The organism is Burkholderia sp. WP9 (genome assembly GCF_900104795.1).
Lineage (GTDB): Bacteria > Pseudomonadota > Gammaproteobacteria > Burkholderiales > Burkholderiaceae > Paraburkholderia.
On sequence record NZ_FNTG01000001.1, the window covers coordinates 657,139 to 682,962 of the forward strand.

General features: G+C 60.0%; 18 protein-coding genes and 3 pseudogenes. 8 read left to right on the forward strand and 13 right to left on the reverse strand.

All coding sequences use genetic code 11. The features are described from left to right. Nucleotides 1-1,352: 1,352 nt before the first annotated feature. From BLW71_RS02920 to BLW71_RS02945, 6 genes are all read left to right on the forward strand, one after another. Complete coding sequence (locus tag BLW71_RS02920) at nt 1,353-1,601, forward strand: hypothetical protein (RefSeq protein ID WP_091793018.1); 249 nt, start codon at nt 1,353-1,355, stop codon at nt 1,599-1,601. 545 nt (nt 1,602-2,146) lie between these two features. Continuing rightward, a complete protein-coding gene (locus tag BLW71_RS02925; protein ID WP_091793020.1) occupies nt 2,147-2,518 on the forward strand; it encodes a response regulator transcription factor in 372 nt (123 codons plus the stop codon). A 1,238-nt stretch (nt 2,519-3,756) separates the two neighbouring features. Continuing rightward, nucleotides 3,757-4,260: a transposase gene (locus tag BLW71_RS02930; protein ID WP_177204957.1), complete on the forward strand. Its 504-nt coding sequence runs from the start codon at nt 3,757-3,759 to the stop codon at nt 4,258-4,260. Continuing rightward, entirely contained in the window at nt 4,236-4,589 is a 354-nt protein-coding gene (gene tnpB / locus BLW71_RS02935) for an IS66 family insertion sequence element accessory protein TnpB (protein WP_086381291.1), read from the forward strand. Before BLW71_RS02930 ends, tnpB begins: the two co-directional genes overlap by 25 nt. A 30-nt stretch (nt 4,590-4,619) precedes the next feature. Further along, nucleotides 4,620-6,200, forward strand: a complete 1,581-nt coding sequence (gene tnpC / locus BLW71_RS02940; RefSeq protein ID WP_091793022.1) for an IS66 family transposase — start codon at nt 4,620-4,622, stop codon at nt 6,198-6,200. A gap of 589 nt (nt 6,201-6,789) precedes the next feature. Beyond that, nucleotides 6,790-7,347, forward strand: coding sequence for a Uma2 family endonuclease (locus BLW71_RS02945; protein ID WP_286161917.1), 558 nt, complete (start codon nt 6,790-6,792; stop codon nt 7,345-7,347). Nucleotides 7,348-7,804: 457 nt separating this feature from the next. On the opposite strand, the gene BLW71_RS42745 is transcribed toward BLW71_RS02945, so the two are convergent. The 5 genes and pseudogenes from BLW71_RS42745 to BLW71_RS42100 form a co-directional block, all read right to left on the reverse strand. Next, on the reverse strand, nt 7,805-8,098 hold the full coding sequence (locus BLW71_RS42745; protein ID WP_091793024.1) for an ATP-binding protein: 294 nt from the start codon (nt 8,096-8,098) through the stop codon (nt 7,805-7,807). A 30-nt stretch (nt 8,099-8,128) separates the two neighbouring features. Then, on the reverse strand, nt 8,129-8,650 hold the full coding sequence (locus BLW71_RS42090; RefSeq protein ID WP_353615887.1) for a sensor histidine kinase: 522 nt from the start codon (nt 8,648-8,650) through the stop codon (nt 8,129-8,131). After that, nucleotides 8,568-9,397, reverse strand: a pseudogene (locus BLW71_RS02965) (PAS domain-containing protein). Before BLW71_RS02965 ends, BLW71_RS42090 begins: the two are co-directional and overlap by 83 nt. A 737-nt stretch (nt 9,398-10,134) precedes the next feature. Then, nucleotides 10,135-10,365 carry a YMGG-like glycine zipper-containing protein gene (locus tag BLW71_RS02970; protein ID WP_091800309.1) on the reverse strand — a complete coding sequence of 77 codons (231 nt, stop codon included), beginning with the start codon at nt 10,363-10,365 and terminating at the stop codon, nt 10,135-10,137. Between the two features lie 1,269 nt (nt 10,366-11,634). After that, nucleotides 11,635-11,871: a hypothetical protein gene (locus tag BLW71_RS42100; RefSeq protein WP_091793034.1), complete on the reverse strand. Its 237-nt coding sequence runs from the start codon at nt 11,869-11,871 to the stop codon at nt 11,635-11,637. A 1,405-nt stretch (nt 11,872-13,276) separates the two neighbouring features. Here BLW71_RS42100 and BLW71_RS02985 point away from each other — a divergent pair. Next, the gene (locus BLW71_RS02985; RefSeq protein WP_091793036.1) at nt 13,277-14,020 is read left to right on the forward strand and encodes a response regulator transcription factor; all 744 of its coding nucleotides are present in this window, start codon (nt 13,277-13,279) and stop codon (nt 14,018-14,020) included. 9 nt (nt 14,021-14,029) lie between these two features. Here BLW71_RS02985 and BLW71_RS02990 read toward each other — a convergent pair whose 3' ends face one another. The 6 genes and pseudogenes from BLW71_RS02990 to BLW71_RS03015 form a co-directional block, all read right to left on the reverse strand. Continuing rightward, entirely contained in the window at nt 14,030-15,154 is a 1,125-nt protein-coding gene (locus tag BLW71_RS02990) for a YncE family protein (RefSeq protein ID WP_177204960.1), read from the reverse strand. Between the two features lie 861 nt (nt 15,155-16,015). After that, a pseudogene (gene kdgD, locus BLW71_RS02995) lies at nt 16,016-16,934 on the reverse strand (5-dehydro-4-deoxyglucarate dehydratase). A 72-nt stretch (nt 16,935-17,006) separates the two neighbouring features. Further along, nucleotides 17,007-18,356: a glucarate dehydratase gene (gene gudD / locus BLW71_RS03000; RefSeq protein WP_091793040.1), complete on the reverse strand. Its 1,350-nt coding sequence runs from the start codon at nt 18,354-18,356 to the stop codon at nt 17,007-17,009. 130 nt (nt 18,357-18,486) lie between these two features. Beyond that, nucleotides 18,487-19,734, reverse strand: coding sequence for an MFS transporter (locus BLW71_RS03005; RefSeq protein ID WP_502686823.1), 1,248 nt, complete (start codon nt 19,732-19,734; stop codon nt 18,487-18,489). A gap of 445 nt (nt 19,735-20,179) precedes the next feature. Further along, nucleotides 20,180-21,465, reverse strand: a pseudogene (locus tag BLW71_RS03010) (MFS transporter). 113 nt (nt 21,466-21,578) lie between these two features. Further along, on the reverse strand, nt 21,579-22,517 hold the full coding sequence (locus BLW71_RS03015) for a 2-hydroxyacid dehydrogenase (RefSeq protein WP_091793042.1): 939 nt from the start codon (nt 22,515-22,517) through the stop codon (nt 21,579-21,581). 155 nt (nt 22,518-22,672) lie between these two features. On the opposite strand from BLW71_RS03015, the gene BLW71_RS03020 reads away from it, so the two are divergent. Next, nucleotides 22,673-23,584 carry a LysR family transcriptional regulator gene (locus BLW71_RS03020; RefSeq protein ID WP_091793044.1) on the forward strand — a complete coding sequence of 304 codons (912 nt, stop codon included), beginning with the start codon at nt 22,673-22,675 and terminating at the stop codon, nt 23,582-23,584. Between the two features lie 128 nt (nt 23,585-23,712). Here BLW71_RS03020 and BLW71_RS03025 read toward each other — a convergent pair whose 3' ends face one another. Both BLW71_RS03025 and BLW71_RS03030 read right to left on the reverse strand, forming a co-directional pair. Beyond that, nucleotides 23,713-24,135, reverse strand: coding sequence for a DUF3597 domain-containing protein (locus BLW71_RS03025; RefSeq protein ID WP_091793046.1), 423 nt, complete (start codon nt 24,133-24,135; stop codon nt 23,713-23,715). Nucleotides 24,136-24,533: 398 nt separating this feature from the next. Next, on the reverse strand, nt 24,534-24,848 hold the full coding sequence (locus BLW71_RS03030; RefSeq protein ID WP_091793049.1) for a DUF4148 domain-containing protein: 315 nt from the start codon (nt 24,846-24,848) through the stop codon (nt 24,534-24,536). Nucleotides 24,849-25,824: the final 976 nt, after the last annotated feature.

A 25,824-nucleotide genomic window follows, 5' to 3' on the forward strand; every position in this document is an offset into this window, starting at 1 on the left:
GCATGGGTGGCGGTCTTCGGGACAACTTCGACCAGACGCTCCTGTTGGAGCGTGGCCGCCTCTGGGTCAGCGAGTGCCACCTGTCTGGGCGCGCTGAAGAGCACGAATAGCGCTGCAATCTCGTGGTGACTTAGCGGGTTTCTCATTGGGCATCTCCCTGATTGTTCTACGCACGGAGCCTCTCGAGCACTGGAGATTGCAGATTGAACAGGAACGCAGGCTCCGTGGGTGGGCAGTTAGAATAGCTTGCTCATGTGACAGCTGTATTGCTGGCCGCCGAGCCGGCCGTTCATCAATGTGGAAAGGCTGGTCGCTGCAATCGACGTGGAAGGGTTTTGCTCGGATGAATGCATGCCTCGAACGACATTGGGTGGCTGACCCGAAGGGCGGCCATGCGCTGTTTTCGATTTTCACTGACAGACCATCGCGCATTTCCTTCACGGAGAAAATCCGCCCCTTCACGTCTTCATGTCGACCCAGATTCTTCCCCACGCGGTCGCGTATCTCAACGCCTGCTCCCCTTCGTGGAAGTAATCTAGGGCGGCAAAGGTTTGCGGCGGACGTCCCGGCTTTTCTATAACAAGGTCCGCCGTATGGAGGCCAGAGAGCGTAGGTGCTGCGCTTGCCTTCAGCCGGTAGCCCCGGTATGCGGTTAGAACAGGTATCGTCATATCGTTTTTTCAACCGTCGCAGATTACATGTGGTGCCATGCCCTCACGCAACCCGGGCAAGATGCCCGATTGTCCTGACAACGAATTACCTTTCGGTGACGTCAAGGAATTCGCGTGCCATGGGTGAAACAGATATCTGGTTTTAAGAGGCGGGCGATGCTCATCGGCGTCCAACGATAGAGCACCGAAAGCATACCTACGGTTCCTTGCGAATCATGGTGCCTTGGGTCGAGTGCGGATTGTTGTTAATCGCGTAACAAGGTTTTGCAAAGGGACCTGATGATTTGACTGCGCGAAGGTCGGATACTACAAAAAGGACAGTCCGAATCAAATAGGAACAAGGTCGAAGGAAGAGCCGATGAACGCGGAAAAGTCCTTGCGTGTGCTGATTGAAAAATGGCTGACGCCGGGTTTGGCGGCGCCGATTCGGGTAACCAGATTCGGCCGCACGAGCGCTAATCGGAGGCGCTGTGTACGCGTTGAGGCGCTGCGACCCGAAGGTCCAGCTGCACTATTTTTCTTCCGGCACGATGACGGTGCATGGCGCGTGTTCCCGCCTGAGGCCGAGCGCTTAACAATACGTGCCTACCCAAGTGCCGCGTGACCAGTTATCTGCGAAGAGTGGATGTCAGATGCTGGCGCGGACAATAACTTAACCGGCCCGACAGGCTGGAGAGACCAATGTTGCGAATCCGTAGCACCCGAGTTACAGCGCAGTTGACTGACATGGACATGCGGGCCGACTACTGCGAGCAAACCGGCTGTCTTCGCATCCTTCGGGACGGTGTTGTGGTACGTGAATGGCTTCCGCCGAATTCGTGGATGGCCATCGCTTCGGTCGCCGGTGCGCGCAATTGGGGAACGCGCCCTGACACGGGTGAGCTGCGTGCATTACTGGAGAACCAGATTTCGCTGGAACACGTGGTTTAGGTCACGGGATACGATGCCCGTTCATTCACACGCAACGAATCATGCGCCGTGGTACCTTCTGAGCCCCATGTAGTGAAATGCGTCCCTCAGACGTGGTTCTGCCGCCAACAGGCGAGCTTTTGGGAATATACAGTGCCTTACGTGTACGGTGTCACCGTCGGCACGTGCACGCGCAATTCAGTCATGCCTGAGGATAAAGGAGTCAAGCCTGTTGGGGTACTTCTGACCCCGGGCGACCGGTGTCAGCAGCCCCGGCCACGACGCACTGTCTGCCGGCGCTCTTTAGTAACGCCGGCGTAGCGTAAACACCGGTTATAGCCGTCGGCGCTTTTCATTCAGAATGCCTCAGAGTGTTAATCGTCATTGGGCGCATCTTGACCGCCACGTGAGCCCTGTAGCGACGCCCGGGACGTGCAATCCGCGTCAGGCGAACGCGCATCTGGATATAGGCCCTCCGTTTGCGTATCGCGCGCGACTCGCGCGAACGCGGCGTCTCAAGTGGAGGCGGACGACCGCGGGTGTCCTCGTGCCGGGAGTGCCTTCTGATGAAAGTCCTGCTCGTCGACGATTACCGGGCTACGACCGACGTGCTTGCCGACATCGCGTGTGCGATGGGGCATGCCGTGTCCAAGGCCTATTCCGGGTTTGAAGCTCTGGAGGTGACGAGGGAAGAAGGCGGATTCGACCTCATTCTCCTGGACATTGCGCTGCCTGACATGAATGGTTACGAGGTGTGTCTCCGGCTGCGCGCATCTGAGAAATATGCGTCCCGGCGCATCATTTCGCTGAGTGCCGATGTGGACCTCTGCGACCACTTCGACATGTCGTGTTTTGACGGCGCTCTTTTGAAGCCGCTCGCGCTCAGCGAGTTTGAGGCCTTGCTCTCGGACAGAAGCAGCGTGCGGGAGTGTGGCTGACGGGGGCTAGCCAAAACGGCTCAACCAATTTTTGGACCAATTGAAGCGCACGCGAGCGCGAGGCCGTTTTCGGACACGCAGCGCGAGCTCGTTACGCTAGGTAGGGAATCGCGGAGCATGCGGAGATGTTCGAGAAGCCATCAGGATGCGGGAGCGGTTGCCTCGCAAAGCCTGCGGTGGAGAGACTCGCTACGGCGAATTTCTTCATGGTGTGTTTCGGACTGCAGAGCTAACACGTGTGTCGTGTGTTGTTAGCCGCGGATGACCCACGCAGTAGATTGCGTTCAATTGCGTTCGCGCGGAGCCGACGTCGAGTTGACCGGCATATGCAACAGGCCGGCGACAATGCCATAGGATGCGGCCTGCTCGAAAACGACGAAGCTGCCGTTAAACGTCTACGCTTAAGTCCCCCCGCGTGAGTGGCGGGTGTCGGAAGTGCAAGTTTTGGAGCGCTGACGGCGATAACGTAGGCAGAGCCGTAGGTTCAAGGCAGGCCATGGACTTCAATGAGGAAGTCGGCGATGAACCATTCGCCTTACTCCTATTAATCGACCGGCGCCGTCGCTGCGCCGGCATTGCGAGCGCAGGCCGGCTACCTGGAGCAGGCGCTCGACGATGGCGCGTGATTCGTCCTCTTTAAGCATGGTGCGAACGAATGTCAGGTCCTGATTGGGGGCCGCACGCAAACGCAGGGCGATATGTCCATCAAAGGAACAGTTATTGCAAGCCTGGCTGACCAGATGCTCGCTTTGACACACGACGGAATTAACTTAATCACAGTCGACGTTCAAGGCTATCGATTCACGCGCTCCGGGGCCGTTATCGACGACCACGCCGCAGTTCTCTCCACCCCGGCTAGGCGATTTGCCGAAGCTACCGCTCCAGACTTGCCCTGGCCGCCTGGTAATTCGAATGGTTTTCTCGGACGCCGCGCTGGGCACCGGCACTTCGCTGACAATGACAGACCACAGTCTGTTCATGCCGGTCGATTTGGTCGTAACGCAGCCTTACGAATCACCCGACCCGCCTGTCCAGGTTTCCTCGATGGTCATCGTCAATCTTCCGCGCGGGCGCGCGGACAGGGCGGGAGGGAGGTGCTGTCCGCTCAAAGGATGACGGGGCCATGCAGTCGAGGCGTCGTAGATTCAAAGTATGCGATCCATCAGTAGCGCCCTTGTGTAGAAATCGCTGCACTCTGATGCTAGGTGTCCACGTGGACACCTAGAGGATTTGCACCGATGACAGAAGAAAACGACTTGCGAAGCCGTTTGGTGATTGGCCAGAAGCGCGATGGCCGACGCGAATACGATGACAACGCGCGTGATGAACTTATCCGCCTTTGCTTGAAGCGAGGCGTATCAATCGCGCGGACAGCCATGGAACACGATATCAACCCGAATCTGCTGCGCACCTGGGTTACCCAATATCGACAGAGGGAAGCCGCCAAGGAGTCGGATGCTCAAGTCTCAGAGGTGTCGGACGAAGTGACGATGGACACTCCGGTGCCTACCGCGTTCACAATGTCGTCCGACGGTCATGCTGCGCCGTTTGTTGCGCTCGTCCATACGGCGACACCGCCTTCGCCAGCACCACCCTCGATGACGATGTCTCTGGCGCTCCATGTGCGTCTGTCGAATGGCGTCGAACTTGATCTGGGCAGCTCGATTGCGACCATCGACGAGCTGACCACCGTAGTTCAGATCTTAGGGAGGTTGCCGTGTTCAGGTTTGACGAAAAGCTGAAGGTCTACCTGCACCGTGATCCTGTCGATTTCCGCTACGGTATGAACAGCCTGTCGATCCTCGTTGAGCAGTCAATGCAATTGAACCCGATGGACTCCTCTCTTTACATCTTCGGGAATCGGCGTCGTGACCGCATCAAGATTCTCTTCTGGGATGGTAGCGGTTTCTGGCTAATGATCAAACGATTGGAGACGAGCCACTTCATCTGGCCGGACAACAAGGCCGAGGTCGTGACGATGACAAGCGACGTCCTGCACGCGCTGCTCGACGGCGATGACATTACGGCGATCCGGCGACATACAAAGCAAGAATATCTCCGCGTTAGCTGAACGTGCCCTTGGCATACTAGTCGAAGCAGTATGCCGATCGAGGTCACGATCACCGCCGACGAATTGAAAGAGCTGCTCGCTGAGCGCGAGGCCGCTCGCGCACTGCGAGAAGAACAGGAAGCGCTACGTGGCGCGTTGCGGCTTGTGACAGCGGAACGCGATCTTGCCGAGGAGCGGCTTCGTGCTTACCGTCGTGAACTGTTTGGCGCGAAGAGCGAAGCGCGGGGTTCCGATCAACTGGGGCTGTTCAACGAAGCCGAAGCGCTCGGTGCGAACAGCACGGCCGCCTTGGAAGACACTCCGGAGACGACAGTTGGTACCCATAAGCGCAAGCGGCGTGGTCATCGCAAACCGCTCGATCCGAATCTGCCGCGCGAGGTTGTGCGACATGATCTACCCGAGGCTGAGCGCTTCTGCACGAACGACGGTCACGCGCTCGTGGAAATCGGCGTAGAGATCAGCGAGCAGCTCGATGTGATTCCAGAGCAGCTTCGCGTAATCCAGCACCAGCGCGTCAAGTATGCGTGCCCATGCTGCGATCTCGGCATCAAGGTCACGCCGGCGCCCGTGCGCATCATCCCTCGCGGACTACTCACCGAATCGGCGCTTGCGTGGATTGCCACGGGCAAGTACCAGTTCGGGATGCCACTTTATCGTCAGGCTGGTTTGCTGCGGCGCTTCGGCGGCGACATCTCGTCCAACACGATCGCCGCGAGCATGGTTCGCGTCGGTCTGGCAATACAGCCCGTGATTAACCTGATGCGCGATGCACTGCTCGATGCGGAGCTGGTCTACTGCGACGAGACGACATTCCAGGTCCTGAAGGAGAAGGGGCGTAAGCCTCAGACGAAGAGCTATCTCTGGTCGCAGATGACGGATTCAGGAAATCCAATCCGCTGCTTCACCTACACGCCCGGTCGCGGTGCGCACCTGGCTGACAAGCTGTTCACGGGCATTCGTAAAGGTGCGGTCCTGATGACGGACGGTTATGAACCCTATAACGGCCTCGCCGAGCGATACCAGCTTGTTCATCTTGGATGCTGGGTTCACGCGAGACGATACTTCATCAAGGCAGAGGAAAATGTGCCCAAAGCAGCGCGCTCGCCCGATCTGCTCGCCACCCGCTTCATCAAGCTAATCGGAAAGTTATTCGCCGTCGAGGCACGCAGCGCACAATGGGCCGTCGATCGGCGACAGCGATTGCGACAACGGTACTGTAGGCGCGTGCTCGATGTCATTTACAAGCTCATGATCGAGCAATCTCCTGGCGTCGTGCCGAACAGCCCGCTTGGCAAAGCGCTAACTTACCTGCGCGGACAGTGGCCGAAATTGGCTCGCTACATCGAGAACGGCAACTGGCCCATCTCGAATAATATTTGTGAGAACTCAATTCGCCCATTCTGTGTAGGACGCCGTTCCTGGCTCTTTGCAGACACCGTTGCAGGCGCAAACGCCAGCGCTAACATCTACTCAATCGTGGAGACCTGTCGCGCCCACCGCATCGATCCATATCGCTACCTCACCTGGCTGTTTCAACGGTTGCCACTTGCAAATACCGTCGATGAATACGACGCGCTGCTTCCCTGGAGGATGCCGGTCGACATTCCCTGATTGCGCTTCCCTCTACACCATCCTCGCTGCAACGGCGTGCACCCTCAGACAGGCGTCGTTGATGGATCGCATACGATTCAAAAATCCCCATTGGTCCAGTTGACCGGATACTCGCCGCACACGCTCAGGCGCATCCGGTTCACGGACTCCAAGAGCGTAGAGCCTGCGGCCAACGGCCGCACTCCCCAGAACTTCGCCATAGAGGAGAGTCTGAATTTTCAGTGGCAGTAACGGATGCTCGATTGTGCCCGCCGCGTCGCCAGCAAAAAGAAGCCCGTACATGGACGGGCCAAAAAGGACCGTGCGCAGGACGGGGTTCCCACGCACGCATAAACGTTAGGCGATATTCGAGAATATAGATTTAAAATCTTATGTAACAAATTGTTTTTATTAAAGAATGGCAGTGGCGATTGATGCGGGCGGCGCTCGTCTGTCAGTCGGGCAACTTACTTGTCAACGCATGAACGGAACGGGAGCGGGTGGACGATACAACATAGGATGTAGACTTAATGTGGTATTTCATACACTCATTAATTTGTCAAATCGCAACGAGAGGGTATACGCTTAGGTACTTCCCTGCGAGATGCCCATGAACGCGCCCATTCTTCCGGACCACGATGGATTACTTGCCATGTGGCGTCGCCTGGCGGCAGGAAAGGAAAATGTTCACTCGGACGGGTACGAGTTAAACGAGCGTGGTGAAGTACTGAAAAATTCGCATCCGTCGGCCCGACGTCAGATAGTCTTCACAGATATTTTCTGTTGTGTGACCGAGCAGATTGGGCATCTTGCAGCCATGTCAGTGCCTGTCATCACTCCATTTTTTGGCATCAGAGTGCCGGACGTGATATGGATGCCTGCCGAGAGGTGGGAAGGTGTTGACCGCGACGAGCCCTTGCGCTTCGTACCCGACCTCTGTGTAGAGGTGCTTCTCGATAGCGAGAGGACACAGGACATCGGCCGGAGGGTTGATGCCTATCTTGAGGGCGGCGCCGCTGAGGTGATTGTCGTCGACCAGTGTGGACGGGTGAAGGTTTGGGGAGCCGAGGGGCGACGGCACGCGTCCATGCTCGGGATAAACCTATCGCTTGACCATGTGTATTTCGATGAAACGGGCGCGTCTGCCAAACTTGGCATTCGCTGTTGACAACATGTCGTCCACATGAATCCCATGTGGGAGGACCGTCACGACTTCTTCACCGTGAATTCGTCTGTACGCATGCATCGTCGCGTTTGGGTCCACGATGCAGGCGGGCAACCTAGTATCGTAGAAGCGCGTGGTTTCAGCGGTGAAGCGGACCCTCTGTATTCTCAAGCGAACGCCAAACTCGTCAAGACCGCTCATTCGCCACGTCGCGCAAACGCGTAGGGCATGTCGAATAATCATCAGAGCGCAAGGAGCGAGTCGGCCAGAACGTCCCAGGACGACACGAGAATGGCATGATGCGAGACCATTGTGGGTCGCACGCTCAGGTCGTCTCCGGTCTAGGCGAGCGTCTCATCGTGCGCTCGCGCTTTATTCCGATTTACGCAGGGTGGGTATTCGGTATTGCTGCGCCAGAAGCAGGCAAAGTGCGCCAAGCTTCTCGAGGTGCGCGGCCTGGTCAGCGCTGTAGGGCGGCTACGCCATTTGCCGCATCAGCATTATCATCGACCACCAGCGCCTTCCTGCCGACGGCGCTTGGTGCACGGGGAATGAGTGCTATGGCCGAAGCGGCGTCTGCCGGGCGTGCGGGATGCGGGACTTCAAGTACAAAGCGGGCGCCTTTGCCGGGAGCAGCGGGCGCGAGTCGAACTGAACCGCCGTGCGCTTCGGCGATTTCCCTGACGAGCGCGAGCCCGATGCCAAGGCCGTTCGAAGGGCCAGTGGGCCGCCGTTGTGCAAACATCTCGAACACATGGGGCCCGGTGTTCCGCCCGAAGATGCTTCACTCATCCGTTACGACGAACGCCACCGTATTGGCCCGGCGTTCGATGACAAGTTCAATACCGGAGCCTTCTGGAGAGAATTTGGATGCGTTACCCACGAGATTGACAAGGCACTGGGACAGCCGCACAGCGTCGACGTAGCCTTCCGCAGGCGCCCTTTCCGTGTTGAGTGCAACCGACTGGTGTCGCGCGGCTATCGCACCTTCGCAACTGGACATTGCGGTGTCCAGGATATCGTCAAGGCGCTCCCACGACGGTAGGATTTCAAGCACGCCCCGGTTGATTCGGGCCACGTCGAGCATATCGTCGACGAGCCGGACCATGCCTTGCAGCTGCCGCTCCATTATTGTCAGGACCCGGTTTATACGTTCCTGGGGCAGGACTGCCGAACGCAGTACCTTGACCCCAGCTGTGAGCGGAGCGAGCGGATTGCGCAGTTCATGTGCGAGAGTGGCGATGAAACGCCCCTTCCGGTCGTCCGATTCCGTCGCGCGCCTCCAGCGCCTTTCTCTCTGTGATATCCCTGGAAATGCCCGAGACGCCGACGATGCTCCCGCTGCGGTCAAGCCATGGGGCCTTGGACGTCAGATAGATGGTGGGTTTCCCGGCGCGCGGCACCTGCTCCTCGAACACCTGAGACGTCCCCGTCCGCATCACCTCGTCGTCATGCGTTTTACGGTATCTGCTGCCGAAGGTGCGAGGAGGTCTTCCGCGCGGCGGTGCAGGATATCCACCGGTCTTAAACCGAGCGCGGCCGCATAGGCGGGATTGGCATACACATAGCACCCCTCAACATCCTTCAGGTAGATGAGGTCAGGAGACGAGGAGTTAATCGCGCTCAGGATTGCCACGTGACGGCGCAACGACTCTTCCGCAATCTTGCGGGCGGTGATGTCACGGGCTGCACCGATGATGCGGGCGTGCTGTCCATCAACCAGCCACGGTCCGCTGCGATATTCGACCCACGCGTAAGTCCCGTCGCGCCGGCGCAGCTTGAGCTCGCCCGGAGGATGCGTTTCCGCGCGGCTTTGCATCAACAAATGTTCCAGTCGTCGACTCTCATCGGCGCCAAGCAGCAGGTCCAGTGCGTCCGGTCGATATAGCTCGGCAAGACTGTACCCCGTTACGTCTTCTGCTCCGACAGTCAGATGGGTTAGCTGAATTGAACTTCCGTCGACGGTGAACTCGTAGGCAAAGTCAGCAGCCCAATGTGTTGAGCGCCTGCAATAACTCAGTACTGCGACGAAGCGCCGCTCTTTGCCGGACATGCCGGTGTCCGGCAAAAGCGACGAAGGCAGCCACCAGAAGAAAACAGACAGTGCGAACGGTTGCCAGGGAATGGGTATGCAGACCGTCACCGAGGATGAATGCGTGAGCAATCAGTGCCGAGAGCACCGCCGCCAATACGGTAGGAAGCGGGCCCCCGGCCCAGGCCGTGCACCCCAGTGCGAGTAAAAAGAACAAACATCCACGGGTCGCTGCCTCCAAGCGCGGGGGCCAGCAACAGACGCATTGCCGCCGCCGACGTTGACACGACACCGATTAGAAAACCGAACGAAATGGGGCGCGAAGACCACCATGTGGGGAGATTTTGTAAAACTTGCATTCTGCTGGTCGCGTGCATACCCCACACAATTGCAGGGGAACAGCGAGTCACGGCTCAAAGGGCAGCGCAGAATACCAGATAAACGTGAACGGCCACTGCGTTCCTTCCGCACGCGGCGAGAATCTGCCAGCGCGCAGAAGGCGACCGAAGGTCGCGGCTGACAGCGAGCGGGCGGGCGACAGGCGTCCAACATTCCGCGTGGTCAGCGAGCGTCGCCATCTTCAGGTTACACGAGGGCACGGCGGCCCTAAACCTGCATCGCAGCAGAGTCCGATGATGTGAATCATGCAGCCATGTGACTGGAACAGCATTGACGCATTTCTCGCACCCGCATTCATGGGATGCGCAGCCACAAGCGAAGGACACTGCTCCTTTTCGTACAGAGGCGAGGTGGTAACTTCAGCGGTCGCGTCGCGATTGGCCAGACTTGCCGACTTCATTACCGATGAGGCCGCCGATAGCGGCGCCCCCGACGGTTGCTATCGCGCTGTCGCCAAGCAGTGCACCGGCTACCCCACCGCCTACCGCACCAATGGTGGTATCCCGTCGTTGTCGTCCACTCATGTTGTCGCACGCGCTCAAGCCGGCGACCATCACAAAAAACAGCGCTGCGACACGAAACTTCTTCATTTGATTCCCTTCTAGGTTGGTAAACATCGGCCGCGAGGGTAGCGCGCAAGCGTTGTTGCGGGTGCAACGAATTGTTACGAACGTTCCGAAACGTTTGCTGGTTTTACCGATGGACTGACGCGCGGCTTGCGCCCTTCTGGTTTGCACACCGGAAGAGAAAGTCGCCGGAAACGGTCCACTCGCACAGCGCCGCATGCGCTGGAAGGAAAAGCGAGCATCGACAGACATCGCGCAGCGCTGGGTCATGTGGAAGACGTCAAGCTGGGAACACGAAATAGATTATTGTGTTTGCTATCGGGGGCCTGCCATTGGCTTATATAAAGCGCGCTACCGCACAGATGAACCGCGGTGTCCATAAGGGCGCTCCGCGCGGCGCTTCGTCGGTGACCGACCGCGTTCGTTAACGTATGAGCGTGCGCCTGCGGAGTGCGGCTACGGCATTGATGGCTGCCGCCCGGGATACAGGTATCGAAGGAAATAGGGATGCTATTGGGAGCATGGCGAAGACCTGGGCCAGCGCGCCGGGAATGGGGGGGCATGCTGACGGGTGGGCGCGTGCTCCAGGCGATGGGCGTGGCCGGCATATGCACAGTTGCGTGCACCAGCAGGCGCGATAGTTCGTCGACGTCGGCAGCCGGACGCTTGCTGCCCGGCTCGGTCGGTAAGAATACGCGCGGTACGGAGCAACGGTACAATCTGCTCGGTTGCGCGGTTGGCAACACAGCGGTCTCAGCATCGATACATGTGTTGCTCGCCGCCTGCGGAGTAAGAGGCAACGCCGTGCGTGTGGACCACACCCAATTGGAGTAGAAGTGAAGCGTAGATTGATATTGTCCGCTTTGGGACTTGCCGTTGCCTGCGCGTCAAGCGCCGCGTCAGCGCACGTAGACGTTGGCGTGTACCTGGGCGCTCCGGGTCCTGTGTATGTGGCGCCGCCTCCGGTCATGTACCAGCCGCCGCCGGTCGTGTACGCACCCGGTGGATACGCTTATGGCTACGAAAATCGTGGGTATGGTTATCGTTACGACGACGGGGACCATCACCACCACGACCATGACGACGGAAGACGTCATGGGGACTGGGGCCACGAGGGCGGCCATAGCCACGAGGAGCGTGACGGTAGCGACCACCGCCGTTGAGACAATGCCCTCCTGCTAGCGCGGAGGTATGGTAACGATTACGCGCGAGAACGTATTCGGCGGGGCGAACTTGGCGCGTCGCCGCATTGTCCGGCGCCGCGTTGTATCTTTCCTGCCGCCCCGCGCCTCGTTACTGCGCGGCTGGCTGGCTGGCGCCGTTGGCCTTCGTGGCGGCCTTGTCTTTTTTCGCGACCTCATGATGTCCGATGGCACATCCTGCGCCTGCCCCTGCGACGCCATGCTTTCCTGCCATGTGGCCGGCTACGCCTCCGACAGCAGCCCCTTTTGCACAGCCTTCAGCGTGGGCAGTCCCTACCAACGTGGCGAACGTTGCTGCAACCACTGCACGTAACAATTTCTGTCGCATGGTATCTTCCTATCTAATGTCAGCGCACACCGCGTTGCGGATTTGTCGTCGCAAGTGGCGTACCCGACGAGGCAGGCCTCGCGGCGTGTGCGGGGAGGCCCTCGCAACGGGACGACCAGGAAGAATGCGGAATCCTCGTGAAACGCGCGGGAGACACAGGAGCTGTCGGAAGCGTCGCCACGCGTCCGACAGCTCTCGCTCTTGCTTCCGGGTGCCTGCTCCTCTGTCAATCTGCGTATTGGATTTCGTCGCCAACAAGGTGCCGGGACCACGTCTGCACAACGTGCGCGTTCAATTTGCACCACATTGGAGGCAAAGGCCGCCTCGAATGATGTGAAATATCCCGTGTCGCCCAATGCGTGGCCACATGCGCAACCGTGTTGACCGGTGACCGGCTGTTGGTCGATGCGCGTCCCGGCACTGTCGCTGCGCCGACTGAATCGGTACTGGCGCCATGCGTCGCGCAAGGCGGCATATCCCGTGGTGAAGATGGCGCGAACCTCCTCGCGACGACGAGTTTGCCGCGAATTAGTCTGCCATTTTTTGTGCGCCGCCCTATAAGATAATTGCAGGGCGACCATTACGTGCTGAACCGTCCACAAAACCGAGCAGCATTACGACTTCGCACGCCTCCGCGCGAACCGGAACTCCGGTTTAGCGCCACTGTTTTCATTCCTCAAATCCCGCTGAAATTTCTACATCGGACTATGCCCCGAGGGGACGAAACCTCGTTCACGTGCGAGGTGACCGGACGCGGAACTGTCGCGAATACCAAAAGCAACCGATTGGAGGACCTATCTAACGGAATCAAGGAGCGAACACGAAATCACTTTTGGTTGTCGCGTCTGCCGCCGGGCTGCTGGCGGTCTCGAGCCTGGCGCATTCGCAAAATTCTATGTAGCCGGAGGCTGACCAGCCGGCCGCTCAGCAGATGGCCAATCCACCCGCCTCCACGGGTACGCAGACGCCCGCTTATGGTGGAGCAGCCGACGCGAAGACGCAAAGCGGCACGAGGCACGCCAAATCTTGCAGCACGGACCCGTAATGTAGTATTTTCTTCGGGAGCTAGGGTGGCGCGCACCAGCGCGCAACCGCCGTCGTGTCATTACGATGGACGACAAGCGCCACGTCAGTCGGAACTGGATGCCGTTGCTCAAATGTCGCGAGCGCGCATGGCATAGACGCGTTCGACCATTGCTCCGTTCATACCTTTGGCGATGCGGACGAGCTTACTCGCTTCTCAGCACCCTTAGCGCCGCTCAATGTTTGCCCGGTTCGCTGCTCAGGTGGCGGGGTTTAAGTACACTGTCCATGTTCTCAATGCCCCAATTCCAGGCTAGCGCGGTCGCGCCATCTGAACGGCCGATGGACACAGGGCCAAAGAAACACGAACACAGGTTGAGCAATGCGTGTCTTGATATATGAGCGCGATAACGTGTTCGCCGAAATCTTGCGGGAAGCCTTGCGGGCGCGAAATTACGCGGTGGACTGGGTCGACAATACTCGACACGCCGAACTGGCGCTTGGGAACGATTTTTACGACGCGATTCTTTTCCGCATTGAGGGGCAGCAAAGCAGCCTTTCGATTCTTAAAGACTATCGGGCCGCCGGCCACACTTCAAGTGTAGTGACTTTTACGGCGCGCGATTCTGTCGCGGAGCGCACCATGGCGTTTGACGCAGGCGCGGACGTCTGCCTCGAAAAGCCTGTCGATATCAACGAGGTCACGGTGTGGCTCCGTGCACTAATGAGGCGGCGGGCTGGGCAGCTTACGTCCGTTGTGTCGCACGGCGCGTTGACGCTGGACGATGCTTCCGGCGAGGTTCTGGTGGACGGAGTGCGCATTCCACTGAAGTCCAAGGAATACGCAATCCTGCGCATCTTCTTCACCGAACCCAGCCGCTTCTTCACAGCATCTTATCTGGAAGAGAAAATCTACGGCTGGGGAGAGGAGGTCAAGAGCAACACCGTCCAGGTACACGTGCACAGCCTCCGAAAGAAGCTTGGCAATCACCATATCGAGACGCGGCATGGAGCAGGCTACCGACTGTCCGGTTCAACAGCGCCACATGGATTGCGGACGCCGAACCGCCCACACCTCGCGGGGCGGAGCGAAGAGGACAGCCAGCAGAAAATGGCCGCCTCCTGAGTTGCGCATTCAGTTCCCGTTCTCCCGTTGTTGCGTATTCATCGCGCGCATGCCACTCGGCGCAGAGTCGAACTTGAGCCGCTGGCCGGTGTCAGTTGCGTGAGCGCCATCGATAGCGATAACCTCAATCTCTTTCTGCATGGTGTTCTGGACCAGGACAGTTTGCCCGTCCGGACTGAACGCTACGCCTTGTGTCCATCCGCCGGTCGGCACCTCACTCACCTTCGTGAGTTTCATCCCCTGGACCCTCAGCAACATGAAGCTCCCGTGCGCGTGGTAAAAGGGCGAGCCGGTCGCCTTGTTGCTGCCATTCATGACCGATACGCCGACAAGCTGCCCTGTTGGGGAAATGGCGACGCCTTCGGGAGTCTGCCCGACGCTTACCGTGTCGACAACACGAGGCGGTTCGACCGTGAGGTCGATTAGGCTTACGGTATCTGTGTCACCATGGCCCTTGCCAATGTTGGCGACCACCGCGAAATCGCCGCGCGGACTCACCTCGATGCCATTTGGGCGTTGTCCCGGGAAAATGTCACGAGGCGTGACGCTCACCTGACCGTCGTGAATGGCAAGGACGGTGACCCGGTGGTCACCGTCGCGGGTGACGAGTGCCCACCTGCCGTCCGGTGTGAATACGACGTGTCCCGGGCCGCTCCTCGCGCCAAGGTCAATTGTTTGCGTCATCCTGACGTCTTTGCCAGCGATGCTGAAGACGGTGATTGACCCGCCCGCACGCGACGCGGCGATGGCGAGCTTTCCGTCGGGACTTACCGAAATTCCCGCGACGCCAGCACCGGCATGGAGCGTCTCAATCACACGCGGTGGTCTCTCAGTCAGGTCGGCGACGCTGACCTTGTCGTCAAGCGCTGTTTTGGCTGGATTGGCGGGGTCGCGTTTCGCGCCAGCGGTAATAAAGGCGAGACGCCCATCGGGCGTGGTGTCCACAGATTGCGGAGGCCCGAAGACAGAATTGGGTACCTTGAACTCGCTCACAACTTCCGCGCGATGGCCGGTCACCTTGATGAGCGCAACGCTGTCTTCGCCTTCGACAGTTTTCATTTCGCCATTGACCACCATGACCTTGCCGTCCTGGCTTGAGAGAATGTACTGCGGCGCGGCGGCAAGCAATGGCATTGAGCATGCGAAAAAGCCGCATACGAGGACGGCCGATATTTTTGTTCGGACTATTGAGTGCATCGAGGCGTGTCTCCAGTCTGTTGTCTTTCTGAGCGGGCGGGACGTTGTCGCTCAGCCCTGCGCGCACGAGTACGGCGGCAGCCAGCAAAGCTGTCCAAGCCGAAATAGGTACCGTTCGATACAGAAATTGAATTGGTCGCGCGGGCGCATTTGCATCGCGGCCCAGTCGTGACCTCCGGCTCCGGGCCACAGGTTGCGTGAGCAGGGCGGTGACCGGCGTGCGCTGCACTGGGCGCAGTCGTTGATTCCGACTGAAACACCCAAGGAAATATGCGCAAGTCAATATCTCGAGGCAAACTCCCGCCATCCTGCAAATGAACGGGTTTCGTGTCGAGGCTTCAAAAGAGGCGGCCCGTTGCACTGAAATCTCGCACGCAGCGCCCCTCCGGTACTTTCAAGGCCAGCTTTTCAGATTGCATCGAAAGCGTTGACGGAACGCTCGCGATGGCGACCGGAAAAGGCGGCCGATTCATACTGCTGTTAGCTGGGCAGACCTGGCGAAATCCGGACGAGGCGCTCCCGCTTTGTTTTGGGATGGAAGCGGATGTCCCCGGCCTCAGAATCCGGCGGCAGGTTACCGCGACGCTGTCGCGGAAACGGACCGCCCGGCGCACGCGTATGAAGTGGTGCCAGGAGCGCGGCCAACTGCCTGAGCCCGCCTCCCGTCATTCAAAAAATCCCATTTTTGCGTGGGATTTTCTTGCGTGCAACGTGCTCACGACTTGTGCGTGGCTGCGACTGCGGTACGGCGTGCGCCGGGGCTGGAGGACGTAGCGTCTCCCCACCGTTCCGCTCGTGTTACTGCGCGCCGAGCTTCCTGATGAGTTCGTCGAGTTGTGCCATCTCGCCGGCCATGAGGTCCGTCAGCGGCGGGCGCACGGGACCGGCGTCGTGTCCAACCAGCCGGGCGCCGGCCTTCACAATGCTGACCGCGTAACCCTGGCGACGATTGCGAATTGCGAGATACGGCAGGAAGAAGTCGTCGAGGAGCTTGCCCGCTGTTTCATGGTCGTCGGCCGCAATCGCGCGGTAGAAATCCATCGCCGTGTTCGGGATGAAGTTAAATACCGCCGACGAATACACCGGCACGCCCAGCGCCTTGTACGCAGCGGCATAGACTTCAGCCGTCGGCAGGCCGCCGAGGTAGGAGAAGCGGTCGCCCAGCCGGCGGCGAACCGTCACCATCGCTTCGATTTCGCCCACGCCATCCTTGAAGCCGATGAGGTTCGGGCAGCTGTCGGCCAGACGCTCCAGCATGTCTACGTTGAGCTTCGAGTTCGCGCGGTTATAGACGGATGACGCCGATGTTTTTCACCGCCTTGCAGACCTGCTCGACGTGTGCGGCGATGCCTTCCTGCGATGCTTCAGTCAGGTAGTGCGGCATCAGCAGCACGCCGTTCGCGCCCAGACGCTCGGCTTCCTGCGCATACTCGATGGCCACCCGCGTCGGGCCGCCGGCACCGGCGAGAATCGGCACCTTGCCCTTGCAGGTTTCGGTCGCGGTGCGCACCACGTTCGTGTAATCGCTGCGGGTCAGCGAGAAGAATTCACCCGTGCCGCCGGCGGCAAAGAGGGCGCTTGCGCCATAGGGGGCGAGCCATTCGAGGCGCGCAGCGTAGGTGTCGGCACGGAAGTCACCGTGCTCGTCGAAGTCGGTGACGGGGAAGGAGAGGAGTCCTTCTGAAATGATGCTCTTGAGCTCTTGTGGTGTGGTCATGGAAATCTGCTGCAGATAGGGTGACAGCGGCAGGCGCATACGCCGCCGCAGCGGAAAGGGTAGGCGCGGCGTTTAACGCACGAGGCACGGGCGCTTGTTGTCGAACTTCCAGTCCGCAATGAGGTATTGCATGGCGGCGCTGTCGTCACGCGCGCCCAGACCGTGCTGCTGGTAGAGCGCGTGCGCCTTCTCCAGTTCGTCCATATCGAGCTGAATGCCCAGACCGGCCTGCTCGGGAACCTTCACCCTGCCGCCAACAATCTGCAGCGGGTTACGCGTGAGGCGCTGGCCGTCCTGCCAAATCCAGTGCGTATCGATGGCGGTAATCTTGCCGGGTGCCGCCGCCGCAACGTGCGTGAACATCGCGAGCGAAATGTCGAAGTGGTTATTCGAGTGCGAACCCCAGGTGAGACCCCACTCGTGGCACATTTGCGCCACGCGCACGGAGCCCTGCATCGTCCAGAAGTGCGGGTCCGCGAGCGGAATGTCGACCGACTGGAGCTGAATCGCGTGACCGAGCTGGCGCCAGTCGGTGGCAATCATGTTGGTCGCCGTGGGCAGGCCAGTCGCGCGGCGGAATTCGGCCATCACCTCACGGCCGGAGTAGCCGTTTTCGGCACCGCACGGGTCTTCTGCGTAGGCGAGCACGTCGCGCTTGTCGCGACACAGGCGGATGGCTTCCGCGAGGGACCACGCGCCATTCGGGTCGAGCGTGACACGCGCCTTCGGAAAGCGTTCAGCAAGGGCGGTCACTGCCTCGATTTCCGCGTCGCCGGACAACACACCGCCCTTGAGCTTGAAGTCGTTAAAGCCGTAGCGCGCCTGAGCGGCTTCGGCCAGGCGCACGACCGCTTCGGGCGTCATTGCGTCTTCGGTGCGAAGGCGTTCCCAGTCGTCGGTCCCTTCAGCGCCGCTCGCATAGGCGAGGTCGGTCTTTTTGCGGTCGCCGACGAAGAACAGATAGCCGAGCATCTCGACTTCCGTGCGCTGCTGGCCTTCGCCCAGGAGCGCTGCAACCGGCACGCCCAGGTGCTGGCCAAGCAGGTCAAGGAGCGCTGCTTCGAGCGCGGTGACGGCGTGAATGGTGGTGCGCAGGTCAAACGTCTGCAGGCCGCGGCCGCCCGCATCGCGGTCGGCGAACTGGGTGCGGGCCTTGTTCAGGATGGCCTGCAGGTTGCCGATGGACTGGCCGACGACCAGAGGCCGTGCGTCGTCGATGGTCTTGCGGATGCTTTCGCCGCCCGGGACTTCGCCGACGCCTGTGTTGCCGGCGCTGTCCTCGAGAAGCACGATGTTGCGGGTAAAGTACGGGCCGTGCGCGCCGCTCAGGTTCAGCAGCATGCTGTCACGGCCGGCGACCGGAACGACGCGCAGGCTGACGACGGTTGGTGTTGCGTTGTTTTGGGTTGAATGCGTAGACACGATTCCGGTTCCCCCTTCAGTAAAGTAATAGACCAGGTTGCTGGCAGCCGGACCCGGCAGGCTCCGTGCCGGCACTGGGCGGCAAACCCACGAGAAATGCGCGGCGCATACTTGCCTTTGACCCGTCACTTCAGACCTGTGTCCCGGTTCGAGCCGCAACCGGCGAGTCATCCGGCGCAGCGCGTCGGTTGCGGGTCAGGAAGCCGGCCGCAGCGGCGAGCAGGGAGGCAACGGCCAGTCCGTACAGGCCTCCAGTAATCGAACCTGTGTGTTGCTGCAGATATCCGAAGGTGGCCGGAGCGAAGAAGCCGCCAAGGTTACCAATCGAGTTGATGAGCGCAATAACCCCGGCCGCGACGCGCGCATCCAGATAGCCCTGCGGGATGGGCCAAAACAGCGACGAAGCTGCCTTGAAGCCAATCGCGGAGAAGCAGATTGCGACGAACGAAACGACCGGATTGCCCGATGTCGACACAAAGAGTCCGGCCGAAGCGATGACTAGCGCCACGGCCATCCATGTCTGCTGATGGCGCCATTTCGCGGAGAGCAGGGCGAAGCAGTACATGGCGACCATTGCGATAAGCCAGGGCACCGCGTTGAGGAAACCCACCTGGATATCCGAGAGGCCGCCCATTTTGCGGATAATCGTCGGCAACCAGAATGTCGCAGCGTAAATCGTGAGCTGAATGGCAAAGTAGAGCGCGCAGAACAGCACGATTTGCGGGTCCTTCAGAAGCCTGAACGCGGAAACGTGTTTGTGGGTGACCCCTTGACGTTGCGCCTGCTCATCGGCAATCGAACGTTCAAGAATGTCTTTCTCAACCTTCGTAAGCCATCCGGCGTCTTCGATGCGGGACTTCAGCAGTGTCCAGGTAGCAATGCAGAGGACCACGGAAAACCCACCTTCGATGAGGAACATCCATTGCCAGCCGTGCAGGCCAAGCCCCCGGATGGACAGAAGACTGCCTGTAATCGGGCCGGACACGACGGACGCAATGGCCGACCCGGACAGGAACACCGCCGTCGCCTTACCGCGTTCCTTCTGCGGCAGCCATTGTGTAAAGTAAAAGATGACGCCGGGGAAGAAGCCCGCTTCGGCCACGCCCAGCAAAAAGCGCAGGACGTAAAAGCTCGACTCGCTCTGAACAAAAGCCATTGCGCCCGCCACGATGCCCCAAGTAGCCATGATGCGAGTCAGCCACATCCGGGCGCCGTATTTCTGCAACAGGATGTTCGACGGGACTTCGAATAGGGCGTAGCCCACAAAGAACAGACCGCTTCCGAGTCCGTACGCCGCCGCGCCGATACCGAGGTCAGTCTGCATGTGCGCGTGGGCGAAGCCGATGTTGACGCGGTCGATGTAGTTGGCGATGAACATGACGAGGAAAAGCGGCAGGATGTGGCGCTTGACCTTTGAGACAGCTGACTCCAGCGTCTCGGGCTGGGGTGTGACGGTAGAAGATATCAAGGTATGGTCTCCAGTATTGGCTTGGCGGCTTTTAAACCGGTGGCGTGGCCAACGATTAGTGAGCTGCGTCAGACTTATAGTCGTCTGATGACGGTCTACATTTTTGAGCGTAGATTCCGATGCGGGATAACCCTGTTCGGCCTGTAAGCTCAGTAATTCTGAGCATTTGCCGGGCCTCTGAACCCGTCTCGATTAAATCGTTCGTGATGGAGGTGGGACGTCGGATAACCATAATGAACGTAGGACCGAACGTTTGGATTGCCTGTGTTCCCTGACCAGGAAAAATCCTTCCTCGGGCAAAGAATAGAAAAGGGAAGCACGCGGCTTCCCCGTCACGGACGGCGAGGGGCACGTCCTAATGTTTCAGCTCGATGCGTTTGAACTTTCCAGCGAGCACACCATACGCAAACAGGGCGACGATGCCGTGCGCCCCGAGAAACCACAGGGCACGGTCGAAAGAGCCGGTGCTGGCGACGACGAAACCGATGACAAGCGGCGTGACGATGCCGGCCACGTTGCCAATGCCGTTGAATACGCCGCCGCTCAGCCCGGTCATCTCTCGCGGCGAGACGTCTGCGACCACTGCCCAGCCGATGGCGCCCAGTCCCTTGCCGAAAAACGCCAGCGACATGATGAGCACCACAGCGGTGTCGGTATGCACAAACGGCGCGGCCATAATGGTCGAGGCGAGCGCCATGCCGAGCATGAACGGTGTCTTCCGTGCCGCTGACGTTGAGACACCTTTGCGGACGAGGAAGTCGGACAGCGCGCCACCCAGGATGCCCCCGGTAAAGCCGCAAACCACGTGATGAAAAAGTAGGTGAGGGCCGTGATGCAGTACTGGCCAATGTAAATGGCCCAGAGCATCCGGCTTGTAAAGAGCGTGCTGATTTCCCGGCCGGTAAAGCGCCGCTGGTCAGCGACGGCGACCGCGTCGAGCCCAACGAGGGCACCGTTGGCCGAGATGAAGTCGAGTTCGCTCCGGCGCATGCGGGGATGCGTTTTCGGGTCGCCCATCGTCGCGAACCAGACGCATGCGGAGACCAGGCCGAGCGCGCCCATGATGAAAAACACCTGATGCCAGCTGAGCACATGGGTGAGCCACGCCATCAGCGGCGTAAAGAGGACGACTGCCAGATACTGCGCGGAATTGAAGAGGGCGCTCGCCGTGCCGCGCTCAGCGGTCGGAAACCACGTCGCTACGATGCGCGCATTGCCAGGGAACGCCGGCGATTCGACCAGACCGAGCATGAACCGCATGATGAACAGTGCAACCGTCGCCGAGGCCGCCGTGCTGAACACGGTCACCATGCCCTGGCTGAGGGTGAAAAGCGACCACAGCACGATGCTCAACCCGTACACACGCCTGGCGCCAAAGCGGTCAAGCAGCCAGCCGCCGGGAATTTGCCCGATGGCATACGCCCAGCCGAACGCCGAGAAGACGACGCCGAGCGCCGCAGGCGAAAGTCCGAGGTCGTGCGCGACCGCTGTGCCGGTAATGGAGAGTGTTGCGCGGTCCGCGTAGTTCAGGACCGTGACACAGAAAATCAGGCCGAGGATGTAGTAGCGAAACCGCCCAATGCTGGCCGGGGTCACTCCGGCGCGCGCGGCGGACGACGCGGTGATATCGAGGTCGTTCATCTGTCTCCTCCCATATTATGTTTGTTGGGATGTTTCTCGAGGGGTCCACCTGTCCCGCGCTCAGGTGCTCAGATGGCTAGCGTGAGCGCGCGCCGGTGGCATAACGGGGGCCGTCAGGGTGTCACACTGGTCGCCGGACGGTGCCCGGAAAAGCTGTCTGCGAGACTGGCAAGCACGATGTCGCCCATCGCTATCCGGGTCTGAACCGTGGCGCTAGCGCGATGCGGTTGCAGCACGACGTTCTTCATCGAGAAGAGTGCCTCGGGCACATGCGGCTCGTCGACGAAGACGTCCAGGCCCGCGCCGGCGATGCGCTTCGCCGCAAGCGCCTCCACCAGTTCCGATTCCTTCACGAGCTTGCCGCGCGCGACATTGATGAGGTAGCCGTCTGGACCCAGTGCCTCCAGCACGCCGGCGTCAATGATGCCCTCGGCGTTGTCGGCCGAGGCGGCCAGAATCAGCGCGTCGCTCGCACGGGCGAGTTCGACCACGCTCGGTACAAAGTGATAGGAAATGCCGTCGATTTCGCGCAGGTCCGTGTAGCAGACCGGACATCCAAAGGCGGCGGCGCGCGTCGCAATGGCCCTCCCGACGCGTCCGAGGCCCACGATGCCGACTTTCATCCCGCTGAACTTGCGCGCGAGCGGCAAACCCGTTTTGCCCCACTGACCGTCGCGCACGTACGCGTCGCCCGCACAAAGTCCCCGGCATGCGGCGATGAGCAGGCCGATGGCGATGTCGGCGACGTCATCGGTGAGCACGTCGGGCGTCGTCGAGACATGAATGCCGTGCGAGCGCGCGTAGTTGAGGTCGACCGCGTCCGTGCCAATGCCGTTGATTGCCACGATTCGCAGGTTAGGCATGGCGTCCATCAGCTCGTTGCTGATGCCCGACGCACCTCCCGTTACGACGCCGGCTATCTGCGGGCCTATTTCACTCAGGAAGCCAGCCTTGTCGGCCTGGTCGTAATAGCGGTGGACGGCGTAAAGCTCGCTTAACGCCTTGTCCAGTGTGGGGATAACGGGATTGATAAGCAAAACGTCGAGAGGCATTGGGTCTCCAGTGTTTATGGGGCGCGCTCGTGTGGGCGAAAGCGGTAATCGCGGCTGCATGCCTTTCGAGGCGACGCGTCGATGTTCGGCGAGTATAGGCGGCGGACCAATAAACGTCTAAGCTATGTTTTGTATCGACCAATACCTTTTTTGTCATGAATATTGAGCTGAATCATTTGCGCTGTTTCGTGGCTGTCGCGGAGGAGTTGCATTTCGGGCGAGCGGCGGCGCGACTGTGCATGACGCAGCCACCGCTGAGTCGTCAGATTCATCTGCTCGAGGAGACGCTTGGCTTTATCCTCTTCGCGCGCACGAGTCGCAGCGTGCGGCTCACGCCCGCCGGGAGCGTGTACTACGGGGATGCGGTTCGCATCCTGCGGCTGGGGGAGCAGGCCGTTGAATCAGCACGTCGCGTGGCGCGAGGCGATGCTGGCCAGGTAACTCTGGGTTTTACCGCGGTGTCGGGTTATCAGCTGATGCCTGAATTGCTGGCGGCGGCGCGCGCGTGCCTGCCGGGCATTAAGGTCGTCCTGAAGGAGATGGTGACGGAGCAGCAGGTCAGGGCGCTCGCGACGCAGGATATCGACCTGGGTATCCTTCGCTGCCAGTTCGCCCGACCAGGACTGGAATACTGCCTCATCGCGCGTGAGCCGCTGCTGCTCGCACTGCCGGCGGCCCACCCGCTTGCCCAGCATGAGGCTATCGCAGCGTCGGACCTGGAGGGCGGGCCCTTCGTAATGTATTCAGAAGAAGGCGGCAAATACTTTCATGACCGGATTTCTGGGCTCATGTCTGCGGCTGGCGTGCGGCCGGACTATGTTCAGTTCATCGACCAGACCCATACCATTGTTGCGCTTGTGCATGCAGGCATCGGCGTGGCTATCGTTCCAGCCTCGGCGCAAAAGCTTTGCTTTCGGGACATTGTTTTCCGTGAACTGTGGCTGGATGACGCGTATGCGGAAATCGACTTCGCATGGAGCGCGGACCAGACAAATCCCGCCGTGGAAAACTTCCGGCATTTTGCCCTTGAGCACTTCGGCCAGTTTCGACCCATCGAATCCGCCTGAGGGCTTGAAATCCTAGCGGCGACGGCTAGCGCTGGTCTTTCGGCGGGCGGTGTCGAGAGGAACACCTGGGACACCCCTCGTGACGCCAGGCTTTTGCCCGGAACCCAGCGCCGCGCTTCAGAATGGCTTCAGACCTTCAGGTCTGCAGGAAGCTTGCCCCCATTTTCTGCAAGCTTGCTCATGACTTGTTTGTGCAGCCAGATATTCATCGCGGATGAATCCTCAGTGTCGCCCGAGTAATGGAGTTCCGCTGCCAGTTCCTTTCGCGCCGACAGACTGCTATCCAGGTCAAGTAGCTTGAGGAGGTCGACGATGGAGGTTCGCCAGTTCAGCTGCTCCGTCTTTTGCGCCTGCATCGCGGTCAATACAGCCTCGACGTCTACCGGTTCTGCGGTGGCACCCGTTGCCGGCGCTGGCGTCTGCTCCGGCGCAGCGGAATCCGCAACGGGGGCAGCAGCGCTTGCGTCGGCCGGGGCGGCCGCGTCTGTCGCAGCGTTCGCGGGGTGGTCTGACGGGAAAATTTTGCTGAGGATGCTGCTGAAAAGGCCCATGTCGCGTTCTCCTGAGAACGGTCCGTGCACGGCGGTCGCCATGCCGGGGCAGTCTAGCAGCCGGGGTTGGTCGATTGCGTGACCGTCAGGGGCGCCAGGGAAAACTTGGGCTTCAAAGGGCCCGCGGTTCGCGGACGACTCCCTCGAAGTCAGGCGCTACCTGACGTCCTGTTTTCGAGGGGGCGGCCTACAAACGCAAAAAGGCCCAGACCATGAAGGCCCGGGCGAAGCCATCGGGAATCCGACGGCGGAGGTGTTTCAGATGAAAGTGGCCCGCTCGCGGGTTTGACCGCAGTAGCGAGCTAGTTTGTTAATCGGAGGCGCGCAGGGCTGCTGCGCGCTTACAGGGTGATGTCCGGCGACCGGGTGGGTCTCCGGAGACTCGTGAGCCTGACAGGTTATTGGCCGAAATAGACCGAACGCGCGCCAGTGGCTTCTGCTTCGGTCTTGTAGGCACGTGCACCCGAGACCGATGACCCGCTAACTGCACCACCGACTGCCGAGTCGTTTTGTTTGGCGACACGAGTCTGTGCTGCCTGAATGTCCGCCGGGTAATACGGGCTAGCGAGCCCCGGGTTGTAACCCGCCTTTTCGAGCTGGACCAGTTCTGCGCGAACCTGCGCGCGGGTTACAGGCTGGTTTGATTGAGCAAACACGGCAACCGGAGCAGCTAGCGCAGCGGCAACAACAACGGCTTGAATGAACGATGTCATGGTACTACCTCCAGAATTTATTTGGTCTTGCTGCGTGCAGCCTTGTTCGCAGTCAGTGATTTGATTCTAGATAGGCGTTAAGCGTAGAGTAATGGTCTGGTTTGCGAAATATTGTTGCGATATATGAGATAAATGGCGGACTGGTTTGGGCTGACGCTGATGACAGAAGTCCGGCTCCAGACTCGGTCAGGCGTCAGGCCGGAGCTGCTGCGCGAACGATGGCATCTTCACTGCAGGAATTTCCGCGGCGCATGATAATTGCCGCCGGTTGGCGCGCCAGGCTCCCCAGAACATGGCCGAACGCGCTGGGATTACTGCGAGAGTGCCCGGCGTCACGACCTAAACCCGCAGAGTGTGCGGCTGATGTCTCTTCGGCGCGGCACACACTGAGCCCCGGTAATAAAATACCGGGGCTTTTTCATTTGGCGGGCGACTAGCGGCTGCATCGTGAGGCGTTCGTGCCACAGCAAAGCACCCATCCTGCGCGCAGATAGAAGTTTGATTCGGAGCCCGCTTGCGGGAGCTGGGCTCGCAGTCTTGTCCCCGAAGCGTTCGCCCAGTCGGACGCGCTGCCATCTCCTGCCGTCGCTGACGAGCCTTCGCCGCCGTTCGCAGCCTCTAGTGGTCTGCCTTCCGAGGCCGGAGCGAACAAGCAGTGCATGGTCACCCTTGTGTGCCATGGACGGATTCGGAACAACTGGCAACAGGACGACATCCGGTGCCCTGGTCGCAGCACGACCGACGCTGATTCCGATGCTGAACGTCCTTGGCAGACCTGGGACTTTCGTCTCTCGGGACACGGCCAGTTTTCCGACAGCGTCCGCAAGTCCGCTGCAGGCGACCTTTGCGTCATGACCTGCGCAGGTCGGGCAGTTGACCTGTTCAAATCCGGTAACAGGCTTTTGTCAAACTTGCGCTGGCGTGCAGCTGACCGGAAGCCCACATTGTTACGTGCGTTGCCTTCTCCGTGGCAGAA

Excerpts from the sequence above, each read along its gene's own strand:
- BLW71_RS02930 (WP_177204957.1), top strand. The coding sequence starts at position 3,757 with ATGACAGAAGAAAACGACTTGCGAAGCCGTTTGGTGATTGGCCAGAAG.
- BLW71_RS42100 (WP_091793034.1), bottom strand. The coding sequence starts at position 11,871 with ATGCGACAGAAATTGTTACGTGCAGTGGTTGCAGCAACGTTCGCCACG.
- BLW71_RS02945 (WP_286161917.1), top strand. The coding sequence starts at position 6,790 with ATGAACGCGCCCATTCTTCCGGACCACGATGGATTACTTGCCATGTGG.
- BLW71_RS02970 (WP_091800309.1), bottom strand. The coding sequence starts at position 10,365 with ATGAAGAAGTTTCGTGTCGCAGCGCTGTTTTTTGTGATGGTCGCCGGC.
- tnpC (WP_091793022.1), top strand. The coding sequence starts at position 4,620 with ATGCCGATCGAGGTCACGATCACCGCCGACGAATTGAAAGAGCTGCTC.
- BLW71_RS03030 (WP_091793049.1), bottom strand. The coding sequence starts at position 24,848 with ATGACATCGTTCATTCAAGCCGTTGTTGTTGCCGCTGCGCTAGCTGCT.
- BLW71_RS03015 (WP_091793042.1), bottom strand. The coding sequence starts at position 22,517 with ATGCCTCTCGACGTTTTGCTTATCAATCCCGTTATCCCCACACTGGAC.
- BLW71_RS03020 (WP_091793044.1), top strand. The coding sequence starts at position 22,673 with ATGAATATTGAGCTGAATCATTTGCGCTGTTTCGTGGCTGTCGCGGAG.
- BLW71_RS02920 (WP_091793018.1), top strand. The coding sequence starts at position 1,353 with ATGTTGCGAATCCGTAGCACCCGAGTTACAGCGCAGTTGACTGACATG.
- BLW71_RS02990 (WP_177204960.1), bottom strand. The coding sequence starts at position 15,154 with ATGCCATTGCTTGCCGCCGCGCCGCAGTACATTCTCTCAAGCCAGGAC.
- BLW71_RS03025 (WP_091793046.1), bottom strand. The coding sequence starts at position 24,135 with ATGGGCCTTTTCAGCAGCATCCTCAGCAAAATTTTCCCGTCAGACCAC.
- BLW71_RS02985 (WP_091793036.1), top strand. The coding sequence starts at position 13,277 with ATGCGTGTCTTGATATATGAGCGCGATAACGTGTTCGCCGAAATCTTG.
- BLW71_RS02925 (WP_091793020.1), top strand. The coding sequence starts at position 2,147 with ATGAAAGTCCTGCTCGTCGACGATTACCGGGCTACGACCGACGTGCTT.
- BLW71_RS03005 (WP_502686823.1), bottom strand. The coding sequence starts at position 19,734 with ATGTTCATCGCCAACTACATCGACCGCGTCAACATCGGCTTCGCCCAC.